General features: G+C 67.3%; 18 protein-coding genes and 6 tRNA genes. 16 read left to right on the top strand and 8 right to left on the bottom strand.

All coding sequences use genetic code 11. The features are described from left to right. Window positions 1–22 precede the first annotated feature (22 nt). The 3 genes from C8K36_RS10880 to C8K36_RS10870 are packed head-to-tail and all read left to right on the top strand — an operon-like array spanning window position 23 to window position 3,120. Window positions 23–1,042 carry a cyclase family protein gene (locus C8K36_RS10880; RefSeq protein ID WP_146176488.1) on the top strand — a complete coding sequence of 340 codons (1,020 nt, stop codon included), beginning with the start codon at window positions 23–25 and terminating at the stop codon, window positions 1,040–1,042. A gap of 42 nt (window positions 1,043–1,084) precedes the next feature. Beyond that, window positions 1,085–2,365, top strand: a complete 1,281-nt coding sequence (locus C8K36_RS10875; protein WP_107984495.1) for an acyl-CoA dehydrogenase family protein — start codon at window positions 1,085–1,087, stop codon at window positions 2,363–2,365. 23 nt (window positions 2,366–2,388) lie between these two features. After that, window positions 2,389–3,120, top strand: a complete 732-nt coding sequence (locus C8K36_RS10870) for an SDR family NAD(P)-dependent oxidoreductase (protein WP_107984494.1) — start codon at window positions 2,389–2,391, stop codon at window positions 3,118–3,120. An 11-nt stretch (window positions 3,121–3,131) separates the two neighbouring features. Here the strand turns inward: C8K36_RS10870 and C8K36_RS10865 are convergent, their stop codons facing one another. From C8K36_RS10865 to C8K36_RS10835, 7 genes are all read right to left on the bottom strand, one after another. Continuing rightward, window positions 3,132–4,118 carry an endonuclease/exonuclease/phosphatase family protein gene (locus tag C8K36_RS10865; protein ID WP_107984493.1) on the bottom strand — a complete coding sequence of 329 codons (987 nt, stop codon included), beginning with the start codon at window positions 4,116–4,118 and terminating at the stop codon, window positions 3,132–3,134. 115 nt (window positions 4,119–4,233) lie between these two features. Then, on the bottom strand, window positions 4,234–4,923 hold the full coding sequence (phoU, locus tag C8K36_RS10860; RefSeq protein WP_107984492.1) for a phosphate signaling complex protein PhoU: 690 nt from the start codon (window positions 4,921–4,923) through the stop codon (window positions 4,234–4,236). Window positions 4,924–5,005: 82 nt separating this feature from the next. Continuing rightward, window positions 5,006–6,985: an LCP family protein gene (locus tag C8K36_RS10855; RefSeq protein WP_107984491.1), complete on the bottom strand. Its 1,980-nt coding sequence runs from the start codon at window positions 6,983–6,985 to the stop codon at window positions 5,006–5,008. 126 nt (window positions 6,986–7,111) lie between these two features. Continuing rightward, window positions 7,112–7,972: a DUF5996 family protein gene (locus C8K36_RS10850; RefSeq protein ID WP_420910877.1), complete on the bottom strand. Its 861-nt coding sequence runs from the start codon at window positions 7,970–7,972 to the stop codon at window positions 7,112–7,114. A 157-nt stretch (window positions 7,973–8,129) separates the two neighbouring features. After that, entirely contained in the window at window positions 8,130–9,272 is a 1,143-nt protein-coding gene (gene dusB, locus C8K36_RS10845; RefSeq protein ID WP_107984489.1) for a tRNA dihydrouridine synthase DusB, read from the bottom strand. A 98-nt stretch (window positions 9,273–9,370) separates the two neighbouring features. Then, on the bottom strand, window positions 9,371–10,324 hold the full coding sequence (locus tag C8K36_RS10840; RefSeq protein WP_107984488.1) for an acyl-ACP desaturase: 954 nt from the start codon (window positions 10,322–10,324) through the stop codon (window positions 9,371–9,373). 204 nt (window positions 10,325–10,528) lie between these two features. Further along, window positions 10,529–11,443, bottom strand: a complete 915-nt coding sequence (locus C8K36_RS10835; RefSeq protein ID WP_107984487.1) for a LysR family transcriptional regulator — start codon at window positions 11,441–11,443, stop codon at window positions 10,529–10,531. A 96-nt stretch (window positions 11,444–11,539) separates the two neighbouring features. Here C8K36_RS10835 and C8K36_RS10830 point away from each other — a divergent pair, with 96 nt between their 5' ends. The 13 genes from C8K36_RS10830 to C8K36_RS10770 all read left to right on the top strand — a co-directional run bounded on the left by C8K36_RS10830 (window position 11,540) and on the right by C8K36_RS10770 (window position 19,144). Beyond that, window positions 11,540–12,979 carry an MFS transporter gene (locus C8K36_RS10830; protein ID WP_258195375.1) on the top strand — a complete coding sequence of 480 codons (1,440 nt, stop codon included), beginning with the start codon at window positions 11,540–11,542 and terminating at the stop codon, window positions 12,977–12,979. A gap of 437 nt (window positions 12,980–13,416) precedes the next feature. Then, window positions 13,417–13,809, top strand: a complete 393-nt coding sequence (locus tag C8K36_RS10820) for an MmcQ/YjbR family DNA-binding protein (protein ID WP_107984486.1) — start codon at window positions 13,417–13,419, stop codon at window positions 13,807–13,809. Next, window positions 13,803–14,387, top strand: a complete 585-nt coding sequence (locus tag C8K36_RS10815) for a hypothetical protein (RefSeq protein WP_420910876.1) — start codon at window positions 13,803–13,805, stop codon at window positions 14,385–14,387. The genes C8K36_RS10820 and C8K36_RS10815 overlap by 7 nt, the downstream gene beginning before the upstream one ends. 14 nt (window positions 14,388–14,401) lie before the next feature. Then, complete coding sequence (locus C8K36_RS10810; RefSeq protein ID WP_107984484.1) at window positions 14,402–15,130, top strand: MBL fold metallo-hydrolase; 729 nt, start codon at window positions 14,402–14,404, stop codon at window positions 15,128–15,130. 372 nt (window positions 15,131–15,502) lie between these two features. After that, window positions 15,503–15,575 (top strand) — tRNA-Lys (locus tag C8K36_RS10805). 342 nt (window positions 15,576–15,917) lie between these two features. Next, window positions 15,918–16,052: a hypothetical protein gene (locus C8K36_RS25165; protein WP_258195374.1), complete on the top strand. Its 135-nt coding sequence runs from the start codon at window positions 15,918–15,920 to the stop codon at window positions 16,050–16,052. A 441-nt stretch (window positions 16,053–16,493) separates the two neighbouring features. Further along, window positions 16,494–17,546 (top strand): magnesium transporter CorA family protein, encoded by a 1,053-nt coding sequence (locus C8K36_RS10800; protein WP_258195373.1) that lies wholly within the window; start codon window positions 16,494–16,496, stop codon window positions 17,544–17,546. Between the two features lie 237 nt (window positions 17,547–17,783). Beyond that, entirely contained in the window at window positions 17,784–18,440 is a 657-nt protein-coding gene (locus C8K36_RS10795) for a TetR/AcrR family transcriptional regulator (RefSeq protein WP_107984483.1), read from the top strand. 117 nt (window positions 18,441–18,557) lie between these two features. Then, window positions 18,558–18,630, top strand: a tRNA-Glu gene (locus C8K36_RS10790). A gap of 48 nt (window positions 18,631–18,678) precedes the next feature. After that, window positions 18,679–18,752: transfer RNA gene (locus C8K36_RS10785), tRNA-Asp, on the top strand. A 56-nt stretch (window positions 18,753–18,808) separates the two neighbouring features. Next, window positions 18,809–18,885, top strand: a tRNA-Phe gene (locus C8K36_RS10780). A gap of 56 nt (window positions 18,886–18,941) precedes the next feature. Continuing rightward, window positions 18,942–19,015, top strand: a tRNA-Asp gene (locus tag C8K36_RS10775). 55 nt (window positions 19,016–19,070) lie between these two features. Further along, window positions 19,071–19,144 (top strand) — tRNA-Phe (locus C8K36_RS10770). A gap of 74 nt (window positions 19,145–19,218) precedes the next feature. On the opposite strand, the gene C8K36_RS10765 is transcribed toward C8K36_RS10770, so the two are convergent. Next, window positions 19,219–19,977, bottom strand: coding sequence for an IclR family transcriptional regulator (locus C8K36_RS10765; RefSeq protein ID WP_107984482.1), 759 nt, complete (start codon window positions 19,975–19,977; stop codon window positions 19,219–19,221). Window positions 19,978–19,987 lie beyond the last annotated feature (10 nt).

Below are 19,987 nucleotides of genomic sequence, written 5' to 3'. Positions count from 1 at the left end.
GCTTCGCCCTGTGGATCCGGCAATGCCCAGGACATCGAGTCGAGAGGACGAGGACGCGCGCATGTATTTCGAGACGACCACCGGCCCTGCGGTGCCGGCCTACGACGAGTTGCCCACGGACGGTGCGGGTCGACCGTGTGGATGGCACGTCTTCGGTGCCGACGACCAAGTTGGACGAGTCAATCTGCAGACGCCCGCCCGGATCGTGGCCGCCGCCGGGCTGGTCCGTAAGGGCGCCGTCTTCCCTGTCAACACGGCGCCGGACGTCATCGATCCGCCTCTGTTCATGCGAGAGTCGTTGATCCACGAGGTATCGGCCGGAACTGACGGAACCACGCTGGACGACCGGATCGACAGGTTCTATCCACAGGCCGGCGCTCAATGGGACTCGTTGTCTCACGTCGCCTTCGGCGCCGATGCGTTCTACAACGGCCACACGCTGGACGGTGTCCTGGGAGGGGCGCTCGGAATCGAGGTCTGGGCGCGACGGGGCATCGCCGGGCGGGCTGTGCTGCTGGACGCGGAGTCGGCGATGCGCGCGATCGACCCGAACTACTGTGCGGGCTCGCGGACCCCGATCGGCGTCGCGGATCTCGATCGGGCACTCGCCGCTACGCGAGTGCGGTTGGTGGCCGGCGACATCGTTCTGCTGTACACGGGGTTCCTGGATTGGTATGTAGCGCAATCCGATCAGCTCAAACGTGATTGGGCCGCGGATCCACAGCGCGTGGAATCGGCCGGCCTCGAGGACAGCGAGGACGTCGCGCGCTGGCTGTGGGACCACGGCGTCGTGGGCATCGCCGCCGACAATCCGGGGCTCGAGGCCTGGCGGCCGGAGTTCGAGCGCGGCAACGGAATGATGCGGTGGTTGCATCCGACGCTCATCGGATCGTTCGGGATGGCGGTGGGCGAGCTGTGGAATCTCGGGCCGGTCACCCGTGACTGCCGCAGCGACGGGGTGTGGGAGATGTTCCTCGCGAGTGCACCACTCGATATCCCGGGCGGTGTGGGCACGACCGCCAACACGCTCCTCCTCAAATGACGCCCACTACGCGACGCCGCCTCGACGATCGGAAGAGCTGACATGACCGACTTCGCCATCGACCCGAAGCTGTCCGAGCAGCTCGACTGGATCCGTGAGCTGGTGCGCAAGGAGATCGAGCCGCTCGATCTCGAGTACGGTCACGAGAGCGTGATCTACGACAAGTCGCACCCCGTGCACGACCGCCGCATTCGACCGTTGCAGGAGCGCGTTCGAGAGCGTGGTCTGTGGTCGTGTCACCTGACTCCCGACCTCGGCGGCCAGGGCTACGGCCAGGTGGCGCTCGCCCACATGAACGAGATCCTGGGGAGGTCGGCGTTCGCGCCCTCGGTGTTCGGCTGTCAGGCGCCAGACTCGGGCAACGCGGAGATCCTCGCGCACTACGGCAGCGACGCGCAGCGTGCGAGATACCTGGAACCATTGCTGCGAGGTGAGATCTCGTCGTGCTTCTCGATGACCGAACCGCACGGCGGTGCCGACCCTACCGCCTTCACCACGAGGGCGGTGCTGGACGGCGACGAATGGGTGATCGACGGGGAGAAGTGGTTCTCGTCGAGCGCGGCGTATGCGGCCTTCTTCATCGTCATGGCCGTGACCGACCCCGACGCCGCGCCCCACCGTCGTGCCTCGATGTTCCTGGTGCCGGCCGACACCGACGGGATCGAGATCGTTCGGCACACCGGGCTGGGGCTCGAGCCGGACGGTGCGGGCAACCATCCGTACGTGCGGTATCGCGATGTCCGGGCCCCGGTGGACGGCCTCATGGGTGAGGTGGGCGGCGCGTTCGAGATCTCCCAGGCACGACTGGGTGGAGGGCGCCTGCACCACGCGATGCGGACGGTTGGCGCCGTTCAGCGCTGCCTCGACATGGTCTGCGAACGCGCGCTCAGCCGCACCACTCGGGGTGCCTCGCTGGCGAGAAACCCTGTGACGCAGCAGAAGATCGCCGAGGCCTGGGTGGAGTTGACCCAGTTTCGCCTGCAGGTGTTGCACGCCGCCTGGGTGGTCGACACGCAGGGCGCCCGCGCAGCCCGCAGGGAGATCGCGGGTGTCAAGATCGCGACACCGCATGTGTACCACCGTGCGGTCCTGCGCACCATGCACCTACACGGGGCGTTGGGGATCTCCAACGAGATGCCGCTCGCGAAGATGCTGTTGTCGTCGGTCGCACTGGGCGTGGCGGACGGCCCCACCGAGGTGCACGAGGCCACGCTCGCCCGCGACGTGCTGGCAGGGTACCTGCCGTCACCGACCGACTGGCCCAGCGAGCATCTGCCGAGTCGGCGTGATCTGGTGGCTGACCGCGCGGGAGCGCGGCCTTGAGCGGGTCGGTGGAGCCGTTGTCGATGGCGGGCAGAATCGCGGTGGTGACCGGTGCCAGTAAAGGCCTCGGCCGGGCCATCGCCCTCGGCTATGCGGCCGCCGGCGCCACAGTCGTCGTGTCGAGCCGGAAGGAGCAGGCGTGTGAGACCGTCGTCGACGAGATCAGGGCGAGCGGCGGACAGGCCGTCGCCGTCCGATGTCACGTGGGTGACTGGAACGACTGCGCGGCGTTGACGGACAACGTCGTTCAGCGTTTCGGGCGGATCGACGTGCTGGTCAACAACGCAGGCATCGCGCCGTCGGTTCCGCGACTGGTCGACGTGACCGAGGAACTGTTCGACAAGACGTTCGCGGTCGACCTCAAGGGCCCGCTGCGGCTGATGGCGCTGGCGTCGGAGGTGATGCCGGACGGAAGCTCGATCGTCAACATCAGTTCCCGAGCATCGACGCGTCCGTCGCCGTGGACGAGCGTGTACGCCGCGGCCAAGGCGGGGCTCAACACCCTCACCGTGGCCGCGGCACAGGAGCTGGGCCCGAGGGGAATTCGGGTCAACACGATCGTGTGCGGCCCCTTCCGTACCGACAGCTTCGAGCGCGCCCTCGGATCGACCACCGACGAGTCGATGCTCACCGCGCGCATGCCGCTGCGCCGCATCGGCGACCCCGACGAGATCGTCGGGACCGCGGTGTGGCTGGCGACCCCCGCCTCGTCGTATGTGACCGGCGCACTCATCTCCGTCGACGGTGGCGCGTAGCGCGGCGCCCGTCACGCGCCGTCGGTGCGCAGCCTGATGTCGGCCACCACGCCGTGATGGTCGGATCCGGCGATGTCGATGCGTTCGAGACTCGTCACCGCCGCGCCCTTCGTGATGATGCGATCGATACCGGTGATCGCGGGGTACCACCGGGCCGCCGGCATCGTCGGAACCAACCCGGCACCAGCCTGATCCGCCGCGTCGGCGTAACCGTCGGTGAGTAGTGCCCGGTACTGCGGCTGGGTGTAGCTGGCGTTGAAGTCTCCGCTGACGATCACGTTGTCGCGCAGGGCATCCGCGCGCATCTCGTCGTGGATTCCCCGGAGCTCCGCCGCCCACAGCTGGGCCGGGAACAGGTAGGCGGGCGCGGGGTGGACTGCCAACAGCGCCAGCGGTTCTCTCAGCCCCACGTCGACGTCGGCGGTGAGGTTGGCGGACAGGTAGCCGTCGAGATCACGGGTGTTCGACAGTGGGAAGCGGCTGTAGATGCCGCCGCCCTCGCCGCCGGGGCCGCGTGAGACCACGAATCGGTGGGGGAGTGCCTCGTCGAGGCCGGCCAGGTGCATCGCCTCGATCGATTCGTCGGTCAGTTCCTGGACGGTCAGGATGTCGATGTCCCGGTTGCGGACGGTGCGGACGAGTTCCGCCGGATCCGCCTGTCCGATCTTCGTATTGGCCTGCATGACGCGGATCGTGGGTCCGGTGGCGGCGCTGGGGGAGACGCCGTCCGCGCCCGGCAGGTAGAGCGGTGCGAGCAACGCCGTACCCAGAGCGCAGACCGCGAGGCACGCGCCGGCCGCGATCCAGCGGCGGCCGAGCGTGGCGACGACGGCACCGAACAGCGTCAGCAGAAGCAACGAAGGCGTCCGGCCCGCGAGGAGGACGACGAACCGATTCTCCACCGGCACGGTCGATGCGAACAGGCCCACCGCCCCGTAGAGGGCGCAGAGCAGCCCGACGATGCCGGTCGATCGTTCGACGTGTCGAGGGAGGCGCACGCTTCGATCATGCCCTGGCGGTGGACCGCACGGACGGGGCGGACCGCGCGTCGCGATCGAGGAAACACGAAGCGCCCGCCGGGAATCCCGGCGGGCGCCTGCTGGAGAAGACTCGCTACAGCTCCGGATAGGTGCTGAGGTCGTCGGCCTCGGTGCGCGGCTCGACCGGCATCTTGCCGGTGACGAGGAAGATCACTCGGCGCGCGACCTCGACGGTGTGGTCGGCGAAGCGCTCGTAGAAGCGGCCCAGCAGCGTCACGTCGACGGCGGCGGCGACGCCGTGGCTCCACTCGCGGTCCATGAGCACGCTGAACAGGTGGCGATGGAGGTCGTCCATCGCGTCGTCTTCCTCGTTCATCCGCGCGGCCCGCTCGGGGTCGCGAGTCTCGAGGACCTCCTCGGCACCCGCGCCGAGGGCGACGGCGATGCGCCCCATCTCGGCGAAGTACCCGTTGACCTCCTCGGGGAGGACGTGGTTGGGGTGCCGGCGGCGGGTGATCTTGGCGACGTGCAGCGCGAGCGCGCCCATGCGGTCGATGTCGGAGACGATCTGGATGCCGCTGACCACCGACCGCAGATCGCCGGCCACCGGTGCCTGCAGGGCGAGGAGGGCGAAGGCCCGTTCCTCGGCGACGACGCTCAGTTCGGTGATCTTCTCGTGCTCGCCGATGACCTGCTCGGCGAGGCCGAGGTCTGCGTGCAGGAGTGCCTGGGTTGCCTTCTCCATGGCCGCTCCGGCCAAGCCCGCCATCTCGCCGAGGGTGTCGGCGAGCTCGGTCATCTGTTCGTTGTAAGCCACGCGCATGAGGTCACAGCCTACGGCGTGCCGGAAACCAAGTCACCACGGTCGGGTGAACGGCGGGTGAATGACCGGGGCAGTTCCGGGGTCAGGCGCAGGGGTTGTCGGTGGCGTTCGTGACGGCCAGGTCCGCGGGCAGTTCCGCGCCGTCCTCCGTGTAGATCCGCGTGGGGCCGGAGTCGACGGGTGTGCCGGGCGCGGCGGGCGCGGTGATGGTGCCGTCGAACTCGGTGCCGAGCACCACCTCGACGATGTTGCCGAGGCCAGATGTGGACTCGAGCACGGCGCCGGGGATGGCCGATGCGAGGGTGGCCGCCTCGGCTTCGCGTCCGGGCGCGAAGCGCACGATCGTCTGGTTGCTGGTCGAGCTGTAGTTGCCGACGCTGTAGATGCCGAACCCGTACGTGGCGAGGCGGTCTGCCGTGCTCGCAGCCAGCCCGGAGACGCCCGAGCCGTTGGAGACCTGCACCGACAGTTCCTCGGGCGTCGTCGCGAGCTGGGTCACGTCCGGTGCCGGCGCCGGGGTCGTGTCCTTCTTCTCGCCCGAGCGTTCCTCGCCGGGAAGTGGCTCGTCGTCGATGATCGCCTGGAAGATGGCCTTGATGTCGTCGAGGCGCGGGATCTCGTTGCCCCAGTCGTTGGTGCCCGCAGTGGGGACCGTGATGAACGTGACCGCGCCCGCATCGACGTTGCGCAGGGACTGCCCCAGCGTCAGCAGCGATCGGGTGTCGACACCCTCGACGAAGGTGGAGCGGGTGAACGCGTTGATGAAGCCGTTGAGCTTGCCCGGATCGAACAGCACCTTGCTCGACATCGCCTCGCGCAGCAGCGCCGACAGGAACAGCTGCTGGCGCTTGATTCGTCCGTAGTCGCCGTTGCCCTCGGCCTCGACGTGGCGGGCGCGGACGTAGTCGAGAGCCTTGCGGCCGTCGAGGGTCTGATTGCCGGTGGCGGGCAGGATGGTGCCGAGTTCGCCGTCGATGAGGGGCTGCGGGACACACACGTTCACGCCGCCCACGTTGTCGACCATGCTCTCGAATCCGGCGAAGTCCATGCCGACGAAGTGCTTGATCTGCAGTCCTGACATCTTCTGGATGACTTTGACCAGGCACTTCGGCCCGCCGAGGGCGTAGGTTGCGTTGAGCTTGTCGCCGTCTGCGGCCGGGTACGTCTCGGTGCTGTAGGTGCCGGAGTTATTGTCCCAGCCCTGGCACACCGGCCGCTCGACGTCGAGGTCGCGCGGGAACGAGACCGCGACGACGCGGCTGCGGTCGGCGGGAACGTGGACCAGCATCACCGTGTCGGATCGGGCGCCCTCGGCGTCGTCGACGGTGCCTGCGCCGATCGATCCCGACGCTCCGGCACGCGTGTCGGTGCCGACGATCAGGTAGTTCTCGTCACCGGTCTGCCCGCCGGGATCGACGATGTCCGTCGAGTTGGTGTCCAGCGCGGCGATCTGCGAGAAGCGCCCCTCGGCCGAGCGTAGGTAGCCCCACACGGTTCCGGTGGCCAGCACTGCCATGACCGCGATGAAGGCGACCAACGACCGTCCCACCACCAGCAGCTTGCGGCGTTTGCGGTTCTTGCTCGCGGCGAGGCGGGTCCGGTTCGGTGCGCCGACAGCCTGGGGAGAGGCGGTGGTGACCGCGTCCTCGACCCAGTTGGCTTCGGCCGGTTCGTGCTCGGGCTCGGGCGGGGGCTCGTTCGTGAAGGCGGGTACGACGGGAATGACTTCCGTCGACTCGACGTCGAGTTCGGCGTATTCGTCCGGGCCCGATTCGTCCCCGGTGTCCCCGGTGTCCCCGGCGTCGTCCGCGCGGGCGCGGCGGCCTCCCGATGTCACGGGGGCCGGCCGGCCCATCTTCTGCATCAGTTCTGCGACGGACAGCTGCTCGCTGGGGTCGTCTTCGCGGTCCCGGCGGCCTGCATCGCCGTCGGCGTCGGGAGTGGATTCGTGGAGCCTGCGGCGTCGGCTGTGCGATTCGCGGTAGCCGCGGTCGGCGATGGGGCGTTCCCAGGGGGCACGGCCTTCCGGCGCGGCGTGACCGGGATTGTGCTCGTCACCCACCTATTCGCCCTGACCTCTCCGCCTCCAAAAAGATACCGTCGCTCGACGACGTCGCAATGATACTGATGGATGCCCGCCGAGGCATCAGTGCGCGCGGCGAGATTTGGTCGGCGGCGCTGCCGGACGTCAGCGGACGCTGTCCCACCGGTGCGGATCGCACTCGAGTGCGGCGCGGTCCCAGCCGCCCTTGTCGGCGGCCGCGGCGTAGGTGGTCTGCAGGAATCTCTGCAGCGTGGCGTCGGGGTCGGCGGCGGTGCGGATCGCCTCGTACGGCAGCAGGAACTGCCGAAATTCCGGGCTGTAGGACGCCTGATCGGGTTCGACGGGGTAGGCGGCGAAACCGTCCGGTTCGGGATACGCGTAGGCGTAGAAGGCGCCCTCCTCGCCGCCGCCCGGCCAGAACCCGCAGCTCGACAGCTCGTGCGAGTAGCCCTCGACCATCACCCAGTCGCCGCAGTTGGGGGTGCCACCCGGATGCGGGGGTGCGGTCCGCCCGGAGAACCGCGTGCACGCCATGTCGAACGAGCCCCAGAAGAAGTGCACGGGACTGACCTTGCCGAGGAAGCACGACCGAAACGCGTGCAGGCCACGATCCGCCTGGATGAGCTGCTTCCAGAACAGGCTCGCGGACGCCGGATCGTACGATGCGTGGACCGTGTCCTCCGCGAACGGGATCGCGTTCGGAACCTCGTTGGGGGTCGGCTGGATGTGCGTCTCGATGCCCAGCTCGTCGAGTGAGCGCATGACGCGGGCGTGGAAGTCGGCGACCGGCATCGGCTCGAGCGGGAACTCGCGGTGTGCCCCGTTGCTGTCCCGGATCACCAGTCGGTGGCCCGACAGATCGAACTCGATCTCGAACACCCGGGTCCGGTACGGGATCGCCGACGTCGTCAGCCCTCGCGCAGTCACATACAGCGGGACTTGCCACCAGTGGTTGACCAGCGGCGTGTGGGCCATGCGGACCTTCCCGACGATCTGGGTCCACATGTGCAGGGTGTCGCGGGTGGGTTGCCAGTCGTCGACCCGCAGCGCGGGCCAGGGGTCCGAATCTGCTGGTGAAGCGGCCACGACGTCTACCTCCGGAAGAATCCTCGAGGAACTGCAGGCTTCTTCGGAGTCTAGGCGCGGGTGTGAGAGGCCGGGGCTATCCGCCGGAATGCATGATGTCGGCGCCGGCCGGGACGAGTGTGTCCTCGGGGTCGTCGAGCCAGCCGTCGGGCAGCGCGACGGTGCCGGGCGAACCCTGACGCCCGCGCGGGCCCTCGGCGTCCTTGGGGAACGGCACCGTCGGGTCGAGCTGGGAGAGGAAGCCCTCGAGTTCGGCGAGCGACGACACCCGGGCCATCCCGTTGCGCAGTTCGGAGCCGGCAGGGAAGCCGCGCATGTACCACGCGATGTGCTTGCGCATCTCGCGCATGCCGCGGTCCTCGCCGTGGTGGTCGGCGAGCAGGCGTCCGTGCCGCAACATGATCGCGGTCACCTCGCCGAGCGTCGGCGGGACGGGAATTTCGTTGCCGTTGAGGGCGGCGCTGAGCTCGGCGAACAGCCACGGCCGGCCCAGGCAGCCGCGTCCGACGACGACGCCGTCGCAGCCGGTCTCGGCCATCATCTTCGCGGCGTCCTCGGCGGCGAAGATGTCGCCGTTGCCGAGCACCGGGATGTCGGTGACGTGCTCCTTGAGACGGGCGATCTCCGACCAGTCGGCGGTGCCCGAGTAGCGCTGCGAGGCGGTGCGGCCGTGCAGCGCCACGGCAGCGGCGCCTTCCGCGGCGGCGATGCGGCCCGCGTCGAGGTGGGTGTGGTGCTCGGCGTCGATGCCGATCCGCATCTTCACCGTCACCGGGATGTCGGTGCCCTCGGTCGCCTTCACCGCTGCCGCGACAATCTGCCCGAACAGGCGGCGCTTGTAGGGCAGTGCCGACCCGCCGCCCTTGCGGGTGACCTTGGGGACCGGGCAGCCGAAGTTCATGTCGATGTGGTCGGCGAGGTTCTCGTCGACGATCATCTTCGCCGCGGCGTACGTGATCTCGGGATCCACCGTGTACAGCTGCAGCGACCGCGGCGTCTCGGTGGGGCCGAACGTGGTCATGTGCATCGTCACCGGGTGACGCTCGACGAGGGCGCGAGCCGTCACCATTTCGCACACGTACAGGCCCGACGTGCTGCCGGCGCGCTCGAGTTCCAGTTCGCGGCACAGGGTGCGGAACGCGACGTTCGTGATGCCCGCCATGGGCGCGAGAACGACGGGGCTGCCCAGCTCGAGCGAACCGATGCGAAGGGGTGACATGAAGACCTCGGGATAACTATTACGTGAGAAAAGACTGTGCCCGGTACCGAATCCGGTACCGGGCACAGGATAGCTGCAACGAGGCAGGTGGCGACCTGTCAGGAGGCCTTCTCGGCGCGAGCGGCGTCGCGTGCGAGCGAGCGGTCACGCATCTCCTCGAACTTGGTGGCCTGCAGTTCGAGCTTCTCGAGGAAGGTGGCGAGCTCCTCGCGGGTGTCCTCGCCGCGGGCGGTGAAGTCGGTGCGGTCGAAGATGTTCCACTTCCGCAGCACCGGCATCACGACCTCCTCCAGGTGCTGACGCAGGTCGTAGATGCCGTGCTTGGCCATCAGGACACCGTTGCGGCGGAAGTTCGGCATTCCGGCGCCGGGCATCTCGAAGTTCATGATGATGTCGGTCACGGCCTTGAGCGTCTGGTCCGGAGCGATGTCCATCGCGGCGCCGCAGATGTTCCGGTAGAAGATCATGTGCAGGTTCTCGTCGGCCGCGATGCGCTGGAGCATCTTGTCGGCGACCGGGTCCTGGCACGCCTTGCCGGTGTTGCGGTGCGAGACGCGGGTCGCCAGTTCCTGGAACGTCACGTACGAGACGGAGTGGAGCAGTCCGACGCTGTCGCCGGCCGGCGAGCTGTAGCCGTTGGTCATGTGGATCATGCGGGCGTTCTCGAGTTCCACGGGATCGACGCCGCGGGTGACCACGAGGTAGTCGCGCATCACGATGCCGTGGCGGTTCTCCTCGGCGGTCCAGCGCCCGACCCAGGTGCCCCACGCGCCGTCGCGCGAGAAGTTCTCCGCGATCTCCCGGTGGTAGGAGGGCAGGTTGTCCTCGGTCAGCAGGTTGGTGATCATCGCGGCCTTCGCGACCTCGCCCAGTCGGGACTGCTCGGGATCCCAGTCCTCGCCGCCCATCGCGGCGAAGTTACGGCCCTCGTCCCACGGGACGTAATCGTGCGGATGCCAATCCTTGGCCATGGAGAGATGTCGATTGACGTTCTCTTCGGCGACCGGCAGCAGCTCCTGGAGCAGCTCGAGCTGAGTGAGGTCTCTCGACATCGGTTTTGCCTCCGTGAAAGTTGTTGACGCTGAAAGCCTGTGGCGCTGTATTTCAGGGATCCCGCTGCGAACCTACGGTACCGTAGGTTTACGGCCCACGGGGGGATCGAAACAAATCGGTCGGTGTCTCAGGGCGCCCCCACGCCGGATTCCGCGCAGGTCGCCTGCCCGTCATGAAATGCACCGCATTTCGTGTGGCGAACGTTACACGTCGGTGACTTGCAGGGGATCCGTTTTCGGTTCCAGACACCGTGAGTTCGCTGTGAATCGGAGGAATCGATCCGCGGCGGGCGGCAGTGGGCGGCCCACTGCGCGGATCACGCCGATCTCCCGTCCGGCGCCGCGCAGGGGGACGAGCGTGACACCCTCGGGCCACGCGCGCGGTTCCTGCCACGGCATCACCGCGACGCCGAGCGACGCGGACACCAGGCCGCCGATCGTCGCGAGTTCACTCGACTCGAACACCACGTCGGGCACGATGCCGGCCTCGGCGCACAGCTCGTCGAAGATCCGACGCATTCCGTAGTCCTCGTGCATCCCGATGAACTGTTCGCCCGCCGCGGCGCCCAGATCGAGGTCGATGTGGGCGCTCAGCGGATGTCCCGACGGCACGGCAAGGGCCAGTCGCTGATACGTCACCGGCGTCCAATGAACCAGGGAACTCCGGGGTCGTGGCGACACGAACGCCAAGTCGTCGCGGCCCTCGACGACTCGGTCCGTCAGGGCCTGCGCGGCGTCCTGGTACAGCGTGAACGACACGCGGGGGTGCCGCTCGCGGTAGGCGCGCAGGACATCCGGAACCAACCACGTGCCGAACGAGTGCAGAAAGCTCAGGCGCACGGTGCCCCGGTCCGGGCTGTCGAACGCCTCGATCTCGCGCTGGGCGGCCGCGAGTTCGGTGGCCGCTCGCCGGGCATGATCGAGCAGCAGTCGCCCGCGCTCGTTGAGCTCGAGGCGGCGGCCGTGTCGGTCGAACAGTTCCGCGCCGATGTCCCGTTCGAGCCGGGCCAGCCGGCGCGACAGTGTCGGCTGCGATATCCGGAGCATGTCCGATGCGGCCGTCACCTGCTCCGTCTCGGCGAGTGCGATGAACCATCGCAGGCCCTCGATCAGTTCCACAGCACCAGCTTATGCACAGGCTGCATCAACAGCTGTTGAGAAATGCATTTCCTTTATGTCTGCGATCTCGCGACGATGGTTCACGGAGGAGATCGCATGAAACACACGCTCGTGGACGAGGCGGCGTCGACGTCGGCGAACGGGTCCGACGTCCGACCGACTCGGGGCACGCGCGAGTACCGCGCCATCACGGTCGCGCTGTTCGCGGCCGGGCTCACGACGTTCGTCTCGATGTACGCGGCACAGGCCCTGCTGCCCGCGCTGACCGACGCGTTCGACGTTGCGCCGGCGATCTCCGCGCTCGCGGTCTCGGTGACGACGGGGATGGTGGCGCTGGCGATCATCCCCGCGAGCGTGCTCTCCGAACGGTTCGGGCGCACGCGGGTGATGGTGACGTCCGCGGCGGTCTCGAGCGTGCTCGGTGTGCTGCTGCCGTTGAGCCCGAACATCTGGGTGCTGCTGATCGGACGGGCCGTGCAGGGTATCGCGCTGGCCGGAATCCCCGCGGTCGCGATGGCCTACCTGGCCGAGGAGATCCACACCCGGGACCTGGGATCGGCGATGGGCCGATACGTCGCGGGCACCACGATCGGCGGCCTGATCGGACGTCTCGTGCCCTCCACGGTGCTCGACGTCGCGTCGTGGCGCTGGGCGATGGAAGCGGCGTCCGTGCTGGCGCTCGTACTCGCCGTCGTGATGACCCGCAAGCTCCCGCAGTCGCGCAACTTCCGCCCGCAGCGGGTGAGCCCGCGCATCGTGCTGTCGAATCTGGCCGGGCACCTTCGCAATCCGGCACTCGCCATGCTGTTCGCGCTCGGCTTCATGCTGATGGGCGGATTCGTCTCGGCGTACAACTTCCTCGGCTTCCGACTGCTCGACGCGCCGTTCTCACTCCCCGAGGCGCTCGTCGGCCTGGTGTTCCTGATGTACCTCGCGGGGACGTACACATCGGCGGTGGCGGGGGCGGCCGCGGATCGCGTCGGCCGCGGTGCGGTCCTGCTCGGCGCCGTGCTCGTCATGGCGCTTGGCCTGGCGATCACGCTGTCGACTCTGCTGCCGCTCGTCCTGGCCGGGATGCTGCTGTTCACCGGCGGGTTCTTCGCCGCGCATTCGGTGGCCAGCGGATGGGTGGGCCTTCTCGCCGTCGAGCATCGGGCCGAGGCGTCGTCGATGTATCTGTTCGCGTACTACCTGTGTTCGAGCGTCGCGGGGGCCGGAGCGGGCATCGCGTACGCCCACGGCGGGTGGCCGGCGACCGTCGGGTTCGTCGGGGCGCTGCTCGCCGTCGCCGTGCCGGCAGCGTCAGCGATGTTCCGGCAGACGCGGCGGCGGGATCGTCTCACGCTCACGGCCCCGAGCCCCGGCGAGGACCGAGATCGCAGCGACGACGAGGAGGAGTCCGGCGCCCGGCCCGGCGACGGTACTCGGCGCGACGTCGGTCGCCAGACCCACAACGAGCGCCACGACCGCGACTGCCGTCACTGCGACGCCGAGTGGGACGAGCCACAGGTCGTCGAACAGTCGGGCCAGCGGTAGGAAGTGAAGGCCGACGCCGGCGCAGATCCACACCGGTGTCCACGCGCCGAGTCCGGCCGCTCCCAGCACTGCCGCGCCGGCGAACAGAATGCCGAACTCGGCTCCCACCACGATGTTGTACCTGCGGCGCACGCGCGGGTCGGCCAGCGCAGTGCGCTCTCCAGTGCCCCGGATGGCGGTCGCGATGCCCGCGATCACCACCAGCCCGGCGACCACCTGACCGGCCACGAGCACCGCCTGCAGCGTTCCCGGTGCGTCGGCGGATCCCCACCCGAACCACATGAACGCGAAGAATCCCTCGATGGTGGCGGTGATCCCGCGGGTCCGACTGTTCGTGGCGGCAACGACCTGAGTCACCTGGCGATTGAAACATTCCGTGGCGGCATCGTCTCCTCGAAAACCTTGCGGCACGGGGCGGAGGGGCACAGAATCGCGCCATGGTCGCGAACATGAGTCGGCTGCAGCAGATTGTCGGCGAACTGCCGGAGGCTCACCGCGTCGACATCGAGGAGTGGGGCGGACACCCCACCTTTCGGGTGCGCGGCAAGAACTTCGTGTTCAGCGATCTCGACGCGTCGAGCCTGTCGCTCAAACTCCCCAAGGACGAAGCTGCCGCGGTGGTCGCCACCGAACCGGGGGCGGCGCCTGCCGGGTACGGGCTCGGTCGACACGGCTGGGTCTCCCTCACCGTGCCGCGCGCAGGCCACGACGACTGGTGGAATCAGCTCCGAGAGTGGGCGCGCACGTCGTACACGCTGATCGCACCGAAGACCCTGGCGCGCGTCGTTCTCGCGGAGGACGATGCCCCGACGACAGGAGGACGATCGTGACCGACGCTTCCACGACAGTGCCCGCGAAGTCGGGCCTGCCGCCCTGGGCGAGGAAAGCCATCTGGGCCGGCGTGATCGCGGTTGCGCTCGTCGTCGCGTACTTCATCCTCGCCGCGTTCCTGCCCCGTTGGTGGGCGCAGAGCGTGGGATCACTGTCGTCGGGCAGCTTCTCCCGCGGCATCACGTGGGGATTGCTGTACGGGGTGGTGTGCACGGGGGTTCCCCTGCTGCTGTTCTACTTTGCGTGGCGGTCACGTCATCGCGCGCACGCACGGATCTGGGTGATCTCGCTCCTGGTGCTCGGCGTCGTCGTTGCCATTCCGAACCTGCTGACCCTCACCGTCGTCCTCGGCAACAGCAGTGCAGCGCACGCGGGGGAGCGGACGCTCGACGTCGATGCTCCCGGGTTCCGTGGGGCGTCGCTGTGGGGAGCCATCATCGGCACGCTGCTGTTCGCGGCCGCCGTGTTCCTCCACGTCCGGTATCGCAAGCGCGGAGCCGAGGTCGCGAAGCTGCGCGGGGATCTGCATCAGCGTGAGCCGCAGTCGTCGGGGGAGTCGCCTGCGCCCGAGATGTGAGTAGGAGGCCGGACATGGACACCGAAGTCACCGAGATAGCAGCGGACATCTTCCGCTTGTCGACGTTCGTCGACGAGGCGAACCTTCCCATGAACCAGTTCCTGATCCGCGGTGAGGAGCCGCTGCTGTTCCACACCGGGATGCCGATGCTCTTCCCGTCCGTCTCGGATGCGGCCTCGACGCTCCTGCCGCTGGACACGCTGCGCTGGATCACGTTCGGCCACGTGGAGGCCGACGAGAGCGGATCGATGAATCGGTGGCTCGAGGCCGCACCGAAATCGCAGGTGGCGCACGGGGCGATGGGCTGCTTCGTCCAGATCGGGTATCTCGCCGACCGGCGTCCGCGTCCACTCGAGGACGGCGAAGTCATCGACATCGGTGGCCGTCGGGTGCGCCGCATCGAGACCCCACACGTCCCGCACGGCTGGGACGCGGGACTTCTGTTCGAGGAGACGACGTCGACGCTGCTGTGCGGCGACTTCTTCACCGCATTCGGCCGGCCGGTGTCGGAAACCGAGCACGACATCGTCGGGCCCGCGCTGGCCGCGGAAGACCTCGGACACGCGACGGCGCTCACCCCGGCGCTGGGGTCCACGCTGCGGGCGCTCGCGGATCTGGAGCCCGACGTGCTGGGGCTCATGCACGGGCCCGCCTACCGGGGGCCCTGTTCCGCTGCCCTGCGTGAACTCGCCGCCGCCTACGACGGCCGTCTGGACTCCGAGCTTCAGCGTCTCCGCGGTTGAAATCCTCCCCGCGAGTGGGCCCTTGGTCCCTGATCGGTGGGCCGTTGCACCCGTTGTCGGCTCGAACTCTTCCGGCGCACCCCGCGGTGTGGTGATCTGTTGGTGCCTCCTCGCGCGGGGGCCGGCCGTCGGCTACGGGTGCTGTCGACAGTCCGCTGAACGCCCCGTCTGTCTGGAGGCGGGGCGTTCACAGTCTTCTCCCTTTCGAGGGGCCTTCGTCGAACCCTCGGGGGAGGGCGGTCGTCGGCGCCGGTGAGGCACACTCTCCCTCACTGCGCGCCGACGGCCGAGTACCCCTGGGCTGCGAGAACAGGTTTCGCGGTCGGGTGCAGTTTCCTCCGGCCGGTCGATCCCATTAGACTCTGCCCGCACGCCCCTATAGCTCAGTTGGTAGAGCTACGGACTTTTAATCCGCAGGTCGTAGGTTCGAGCCCTACTGGGGGCACGTGTGCGCGGCGGCTGACGCCGTAGGTCAGCGGTTCGCTCTGGAATCCGGAGCGGGCCGCTGACTCGTTTCTGCCGCCGTGCGTCGCCCCGGGCACCGCCAGTGCTCAGGGGCGGCCAGCGATTTCGGGGATTTCCCGCGGTGGGCAGTGTGGCAGCAGAGCGATTCGGGTACATATACGCAATGAACAATACGTCCATTTTGCGGATATTGTTAAACAAGTTTATTCGTGTGACTCGAGTGTATATATCAATCTGTTATGAAAGAGCACAACGAGGGGTCTGTTCCCCTGTTACTGTGACGCTGTCATCATTCATGGAATTCCTATTTCAGGAGGCTCGAATGGGCAGCATGTTCGATCTGATCTTCAATTTGTTCAACGGGAACGCCTTCAGTTCCGATGTGACTTTCGGATCTGCGAACAGCGGCAGCAATAGCAGCGGCAGCGTCTTCGGCAGCACCGGGACGCAGGCGTAGGGGGACTCTCTTCCGGCACGCCGTGATTCTGGAGTGACCAGATCGCAGTGTGCCGATCCGCCTGGTGGCGGGAAACGATCCGTGCGGACCTGCTCGAGCAGGTCCGCACGGATCGTTTGTGTGGGGCACGCTCGACTGCTGATGCCTCCGTGTGTCATCTGGCTCCGTGGGTCAGCGTTGAATTGCAGGGCTGGAAGCGGGGTGGGAATTGTTCGACAGGCATACCCCATCACGGACCGGTACCGGATACCTGCTGTCGGCCTCGGAACCAGATGGTCGGTAAAAGAATTCTATTCGATATGTGTGCCAAATTTTACTCGGCCGATATCGAACGAGTGGAATCTCGAAACAAACATGTGAGTGGTATTCCGGAGAGCGTTTGGCGCGAGGAGAAGTGAGTGTGCGACACGCTTTGTCGAGATGTGGGCGATGATCGTGGGCGTGGACGAGACGCCGAAGCAAGAGATTCTGGATCCTGGGGGCGCGGCGCCGGACGCGCAGGTGAACTGCAAGCACCGCAGTCGGGTGTACCGCAACGGAGTGCTCGTTGCTTCCGATTTGTCACTCGCCGAGGTTGCCGCGCATCGTGCCGACCCCGACACCGTCATCTGGGTGGACCTGTTGGCGCCGACGCCGGCTGACCTTGTCGCTCTCGCGCCGCTGGTCGGCGGTGAAGTGGAGTTGCATCCGCTGGCGCTCGAGAATGCTGCGTCGGGCAGCCAGCGGCCCCGGCTGGTGCGGTACCGCGATCACAGTTTGTTGCACGCACGTGCGATCCGGGTCGATCCCGGCACCGGCGCGCTGGGTTCGACGCGGGTTGCGGCGTTCATCCTCGCCGAGGCGCTGATCACGATCCGGTCCGACGACGGCTTTGTGCTCGACCCTCTGCTCGATGCCTGGGACGACATCGGCGAACTCAGCGCTCACGGCATCGGGTTTCTCGTCCATGGGTTGCTCGATCAGTTGGTGGACGGTTATTTCGAGGCGCTCGACGACGCGGACGAACGGATCCAGGCGCTCGAGGACGAGTTGCTGGAGGGGGCCGGCCCGGTCAGGGCGATCCAGTTGCAGAGCTTCTCTCTACGCAAGGACGTGGTGGCGATGTCGCGTGTGGTGTTGCCGATGAACGAGGCGCTCAGTGCGCTGCTGCGTCCCGGCGTGCACTCGACGTCCGCCGAGATCGTGCCGTACTACCAGGACGTCTACGACCATGCGCTGCGGGCGACGGAACGGATCGACGGTCTGAGGGACACGATCGAGTCGATCCTCGCGACGAGCCTGGCGATGCAGGGCAACTCGCTCAACGAGATCATGAAGAAGTTGACCGCCTGGGCTGCGATCATCGCGATTCCCACGGGTGTGACCGGCTACTTCGGGCAGAACATCCCGTTTCCCGGCTACTCCGAACCGCTGGGCTTCTGGCTCAGCGCCGTCCTGCTGGTGGGTTTGGCATCCGGGCTGTGGGTGAGCTTCCGGCGGCGTGGATGGCTGTAGGGCCCGGCGGCAGCGCCGGGTCCGGAACGTTTGAGGGCCCGGGCGTGTACCCCCTGCAACACACCCGAGCCGGAAGGAATCATACCACTTGGTGTGTTTACGGACGTAGGGCGTAAAAGCCCTGATCAGGGCTTTACAGTTTCGGGTCGACCGACAAGGGGACTAGTCTGGTTTCCGGGCGGGTGGCAGCTTGTCGGGTAACCGGCGAGCGTTACGGCTTTCGGAGGCGAGTGGCGCATGGCACGTCAACAGGAACGTGCGCGACGGACCCGTGCTGCGATCGTGGAAGCGGCTGCAGTCGAGTTCGGGAAGCGCGGATACGCGGCAGCTTCGGTCAATGCGATCCTCGAGGGTTCGCACGCGACCAAGGGAGCGATGTACTTCCACTTCGAATCGAAGGAGGAACTCGGGCGCGCGGTTCTTGTGTCCGCGCTCGAGAAATTCAGGGAGACCACCGATCAGTGGATGTCCCGTACCGACCTCGATCCGTTCGAGATCCTGCACGGACTGATCGATCGGGTGGCTCAGATGTTCCTGACCGATCCGATCGTGCAGGCCGAGTTCCGGTTGATCATCGAGCCCGAGTTCTACACGGACGTGCAGAACGGCGGTGCTCGGGTATGGGGTTCGTCCGCCCGTGACCTGATCCAGCGGGCGCAGCGCGAGGGCCTCGTGCGGGAGGGCGTCGATACCGACAAGTTCACTCGGGTCCTCGCGGCGAGCCTGGCCGGCCAGCGCTACATGTCCGACCTGACGGCGCAAGAGGTCGACCTGCGGGCTCGATTCGAGGAGTCGCTCGAGGTGGTCCTCGCCGGCATGGCGTCGGACGCGTGGTTGGCGAACTGGCGCAGCAAGGGCTGGCCGGCCGAGGTTCCGGTCACCTCAGAGCCGTGACGAACTGCCGTTTGTGTGGTTTGACCAGTCGATTTGTGGATTGCGAAATCGGTGACCTAAGCTATCCAAGCTCCCAACGGAACGCCGTTGGAGGTACTGGTCGGAGAAATCCGGCAGGCCCCCTTCGTCTAGCGGCCTAGGACGCCGCCCTTTCAAGGCGGTAGCGCGGGTTCGAATCCCGTAGGGGGTACGCTTCTCGCCGCAAGGTGAGAAGTACAGTTGAATAGCACTACAGCAAGGCCCTGTAGCGCAGTTGGTTAGCGCGCCGCCCTGTCACGGCGGAGGTCGCGGGTTCGAGTCCCGTCAGGGTCGCTTGTTTCATCGGAAACGGTGAAGCGCGATATAGGCATTCGGTTCGGGTGCCGCCCGGCCAGGTAGCTCAGTTGGTACGAGCGTCCGCCTGAAAAGCGGAAGGTCGCCGGTTCGATCCCGGCTCTGGCCACCACATGGAGTCTTCGGACTTCGGTGAAAGAAGGAAACGCTCCGCAAGGAGTGCAGCAAGGCCCTGTAGCGCAGTTGGTTAGCGCGCCGCCCTGTCACGGCGGAGGTCGCGGGTTCGAGTCCCGTCAGGGTCGCTTTTCTGTGTCCGAAAGGATGCGGCGCGATCGGCATTCGTTTCGGGTGCCTTCCGGCCAGGTAGCTCAGTTGGTACGAGCGTCCGCCTGAAAAGCGGAAGGTCGCCGGTTCGATCCCGGCCCTGGCCACCTCTCGGTGCCAGGGCTTTTCTGCTTTTCAGGCCCTTCCTGCTTTCAGGCCCTTCCGTGCGGGACCGTCGCCGTCAGTGGTCCGAGACCCTCTCCGAAACCTTCCGCACCGTCGCGGCCAGCAGTGGCATCGTTCGCTGCAGTTGATTCGAATGCACCCGACCGCGCAGCGAGATGCAGCTGGGCTGAACGTGATCGGCTTCGCCGGTGCGCAACGCCGCGCTCATCGACGATACGCCCTGGGAATCGGTCTCCCACGTGCGGCCGAAGCGGGTGCGGATGACGCTGATCCGTCTGTGCAGCTCCCTCAGCGACTCCGGCGACAGGATGTCGCTGTAGAGGACGTCGACGTGCTCCGGGGGGAGCAGCGACAGCATCGCCCGGCCTTCGGTGGTGAGGTCGGCCCGGCTGCGCCCTCCGACGCGGGTCGCGATCGTGTCCGCGCAGCGCCCGCCGATCTTGTCCAGCCACACCACATCGCGACCGTCGAGAACCGCCAGGTGGGCGATCATGCGAGTGTGCAGGTGCAGCTGGTGCAGGTGCGGTGCGGCGGCGGCACGGAGTTCGTCGCGCTCGTTGGTTCGACCGAGCGCGATCGCACGCCATCCCAGGCGGTAACCGAGTCGGTTGTGCCGGAGCCAGTTCAGCTGCGTCAACTGATCGAGAATTCGGTGAGTCGTGGACCGGGGGATCCGGGTCAGCTGGACGAGATCCTCTGCGGTGAGCCGGGTGCCGGCGCCGTCGAACTGGTCGAGGATCAACGTGATCCGCTCGGCCATCGTCGGCGGGACGTCCGCGACCGTGATCCTGACTTCGTCGTCGATGACGGTCACGGGTCCTCCA

Origin of the sequence: Rhodococcus sp. OK519 (genome assembly GCF_003051005.1) — a bacterium.
Classification (GTDB): domain Bacteria; phylum Actinomycetota; class Actinomycetes; order Mycobacteriales; family Mycobacteriaceae; genus Prescottella.
This window is presented reverse-complemented; position numbering and strand designations above follow the sequence as displayed.

Bases quoted from the DNA above. Each gene is read 5' to 3' on its own strand.
- C8K36_RS10875 (WP_107984495.1), top strand. From the start codon at position 1,085: ATGACCGACTTCGCCATCGACCCGAAGCTGTCCGAGCAGCTCGACTGG.
- C8K36_RS10810 (WP_107984484.1), top strand. From the start codon at position 14,402: ATGGACACCGAAGTCACCGAGATAGCAGCGGACATCTTCCGCTTGTCG.
- C8K36_RS10820 (WP_107984486.1), top strand. From the start codon at position 13,417: ATGGTCGCGAACATGAGTCGGCTGCAGCAGATTGTCGGCGAACTGCCG.
- phoU (WP_107984492.1), bottom strand. From the start codon at position 4,923: ATGCGCGTGGCTTACAACGAACAGATGACCGAGCTCGCCGACACCCTC.
- C8K36_RS10830 (WP_258195375.1), top strand. From the start codon at position 11,540: ATGAAACACACGCTCGTGGACGAGGCGGCGTCGACGTCGGCGAACGGG.
- C8K36_RS10870 (WP_107984494.1), top strand. From the start codon at position 2,389: ATGGCGGGCAGAATCGCGGTGGTGACCGGTGCCAGTAAAGGCCTCGGC.
- C8K36_RS10850 (WP_420910877.1), bottom strand. From the start codon at position 7,972: ATGTGGACCCAGATCGTCGGGAAGGTCCGCATGGCCCACACGCCGCTG.
- C8K36_RS10880 (WP_146176488.1), top strand. From the start codon at position 23: ATGCCCAGGACATCGAGTCGAGAGGACGAGGACGCGCGCATGTATTTC.
- dusB (WP_107984489.1), bottom strand. From the start codon at position 9,272: ATGTCACCCCTTCGCATCGGTTCGCTCGAGCTGGGCAGCCCCGTCGTT.
- C8K36_RS10795 (WP_107984483.1), top strand. From the start codon at position 17,784: ATGGCACGTCAACAGGAACGTGCGCGACGGACCCGTGCTGCGATCGTG.
- C8K36_RS25165 (WP_258195374.1), top strand. From the start codon at position 15,918: ATGGGCAGCATGTTCGATCTGATCTTCAATTTGTTCAACGGGAACGCC.
- C8K36_RS10840 (WP_107984488.1), bottom strand. From the start codon at position 10,324: ATGTCGAGAGACCTCACTCAGCTCGAGCTGCTCCAGGAGCTGCTGCCG.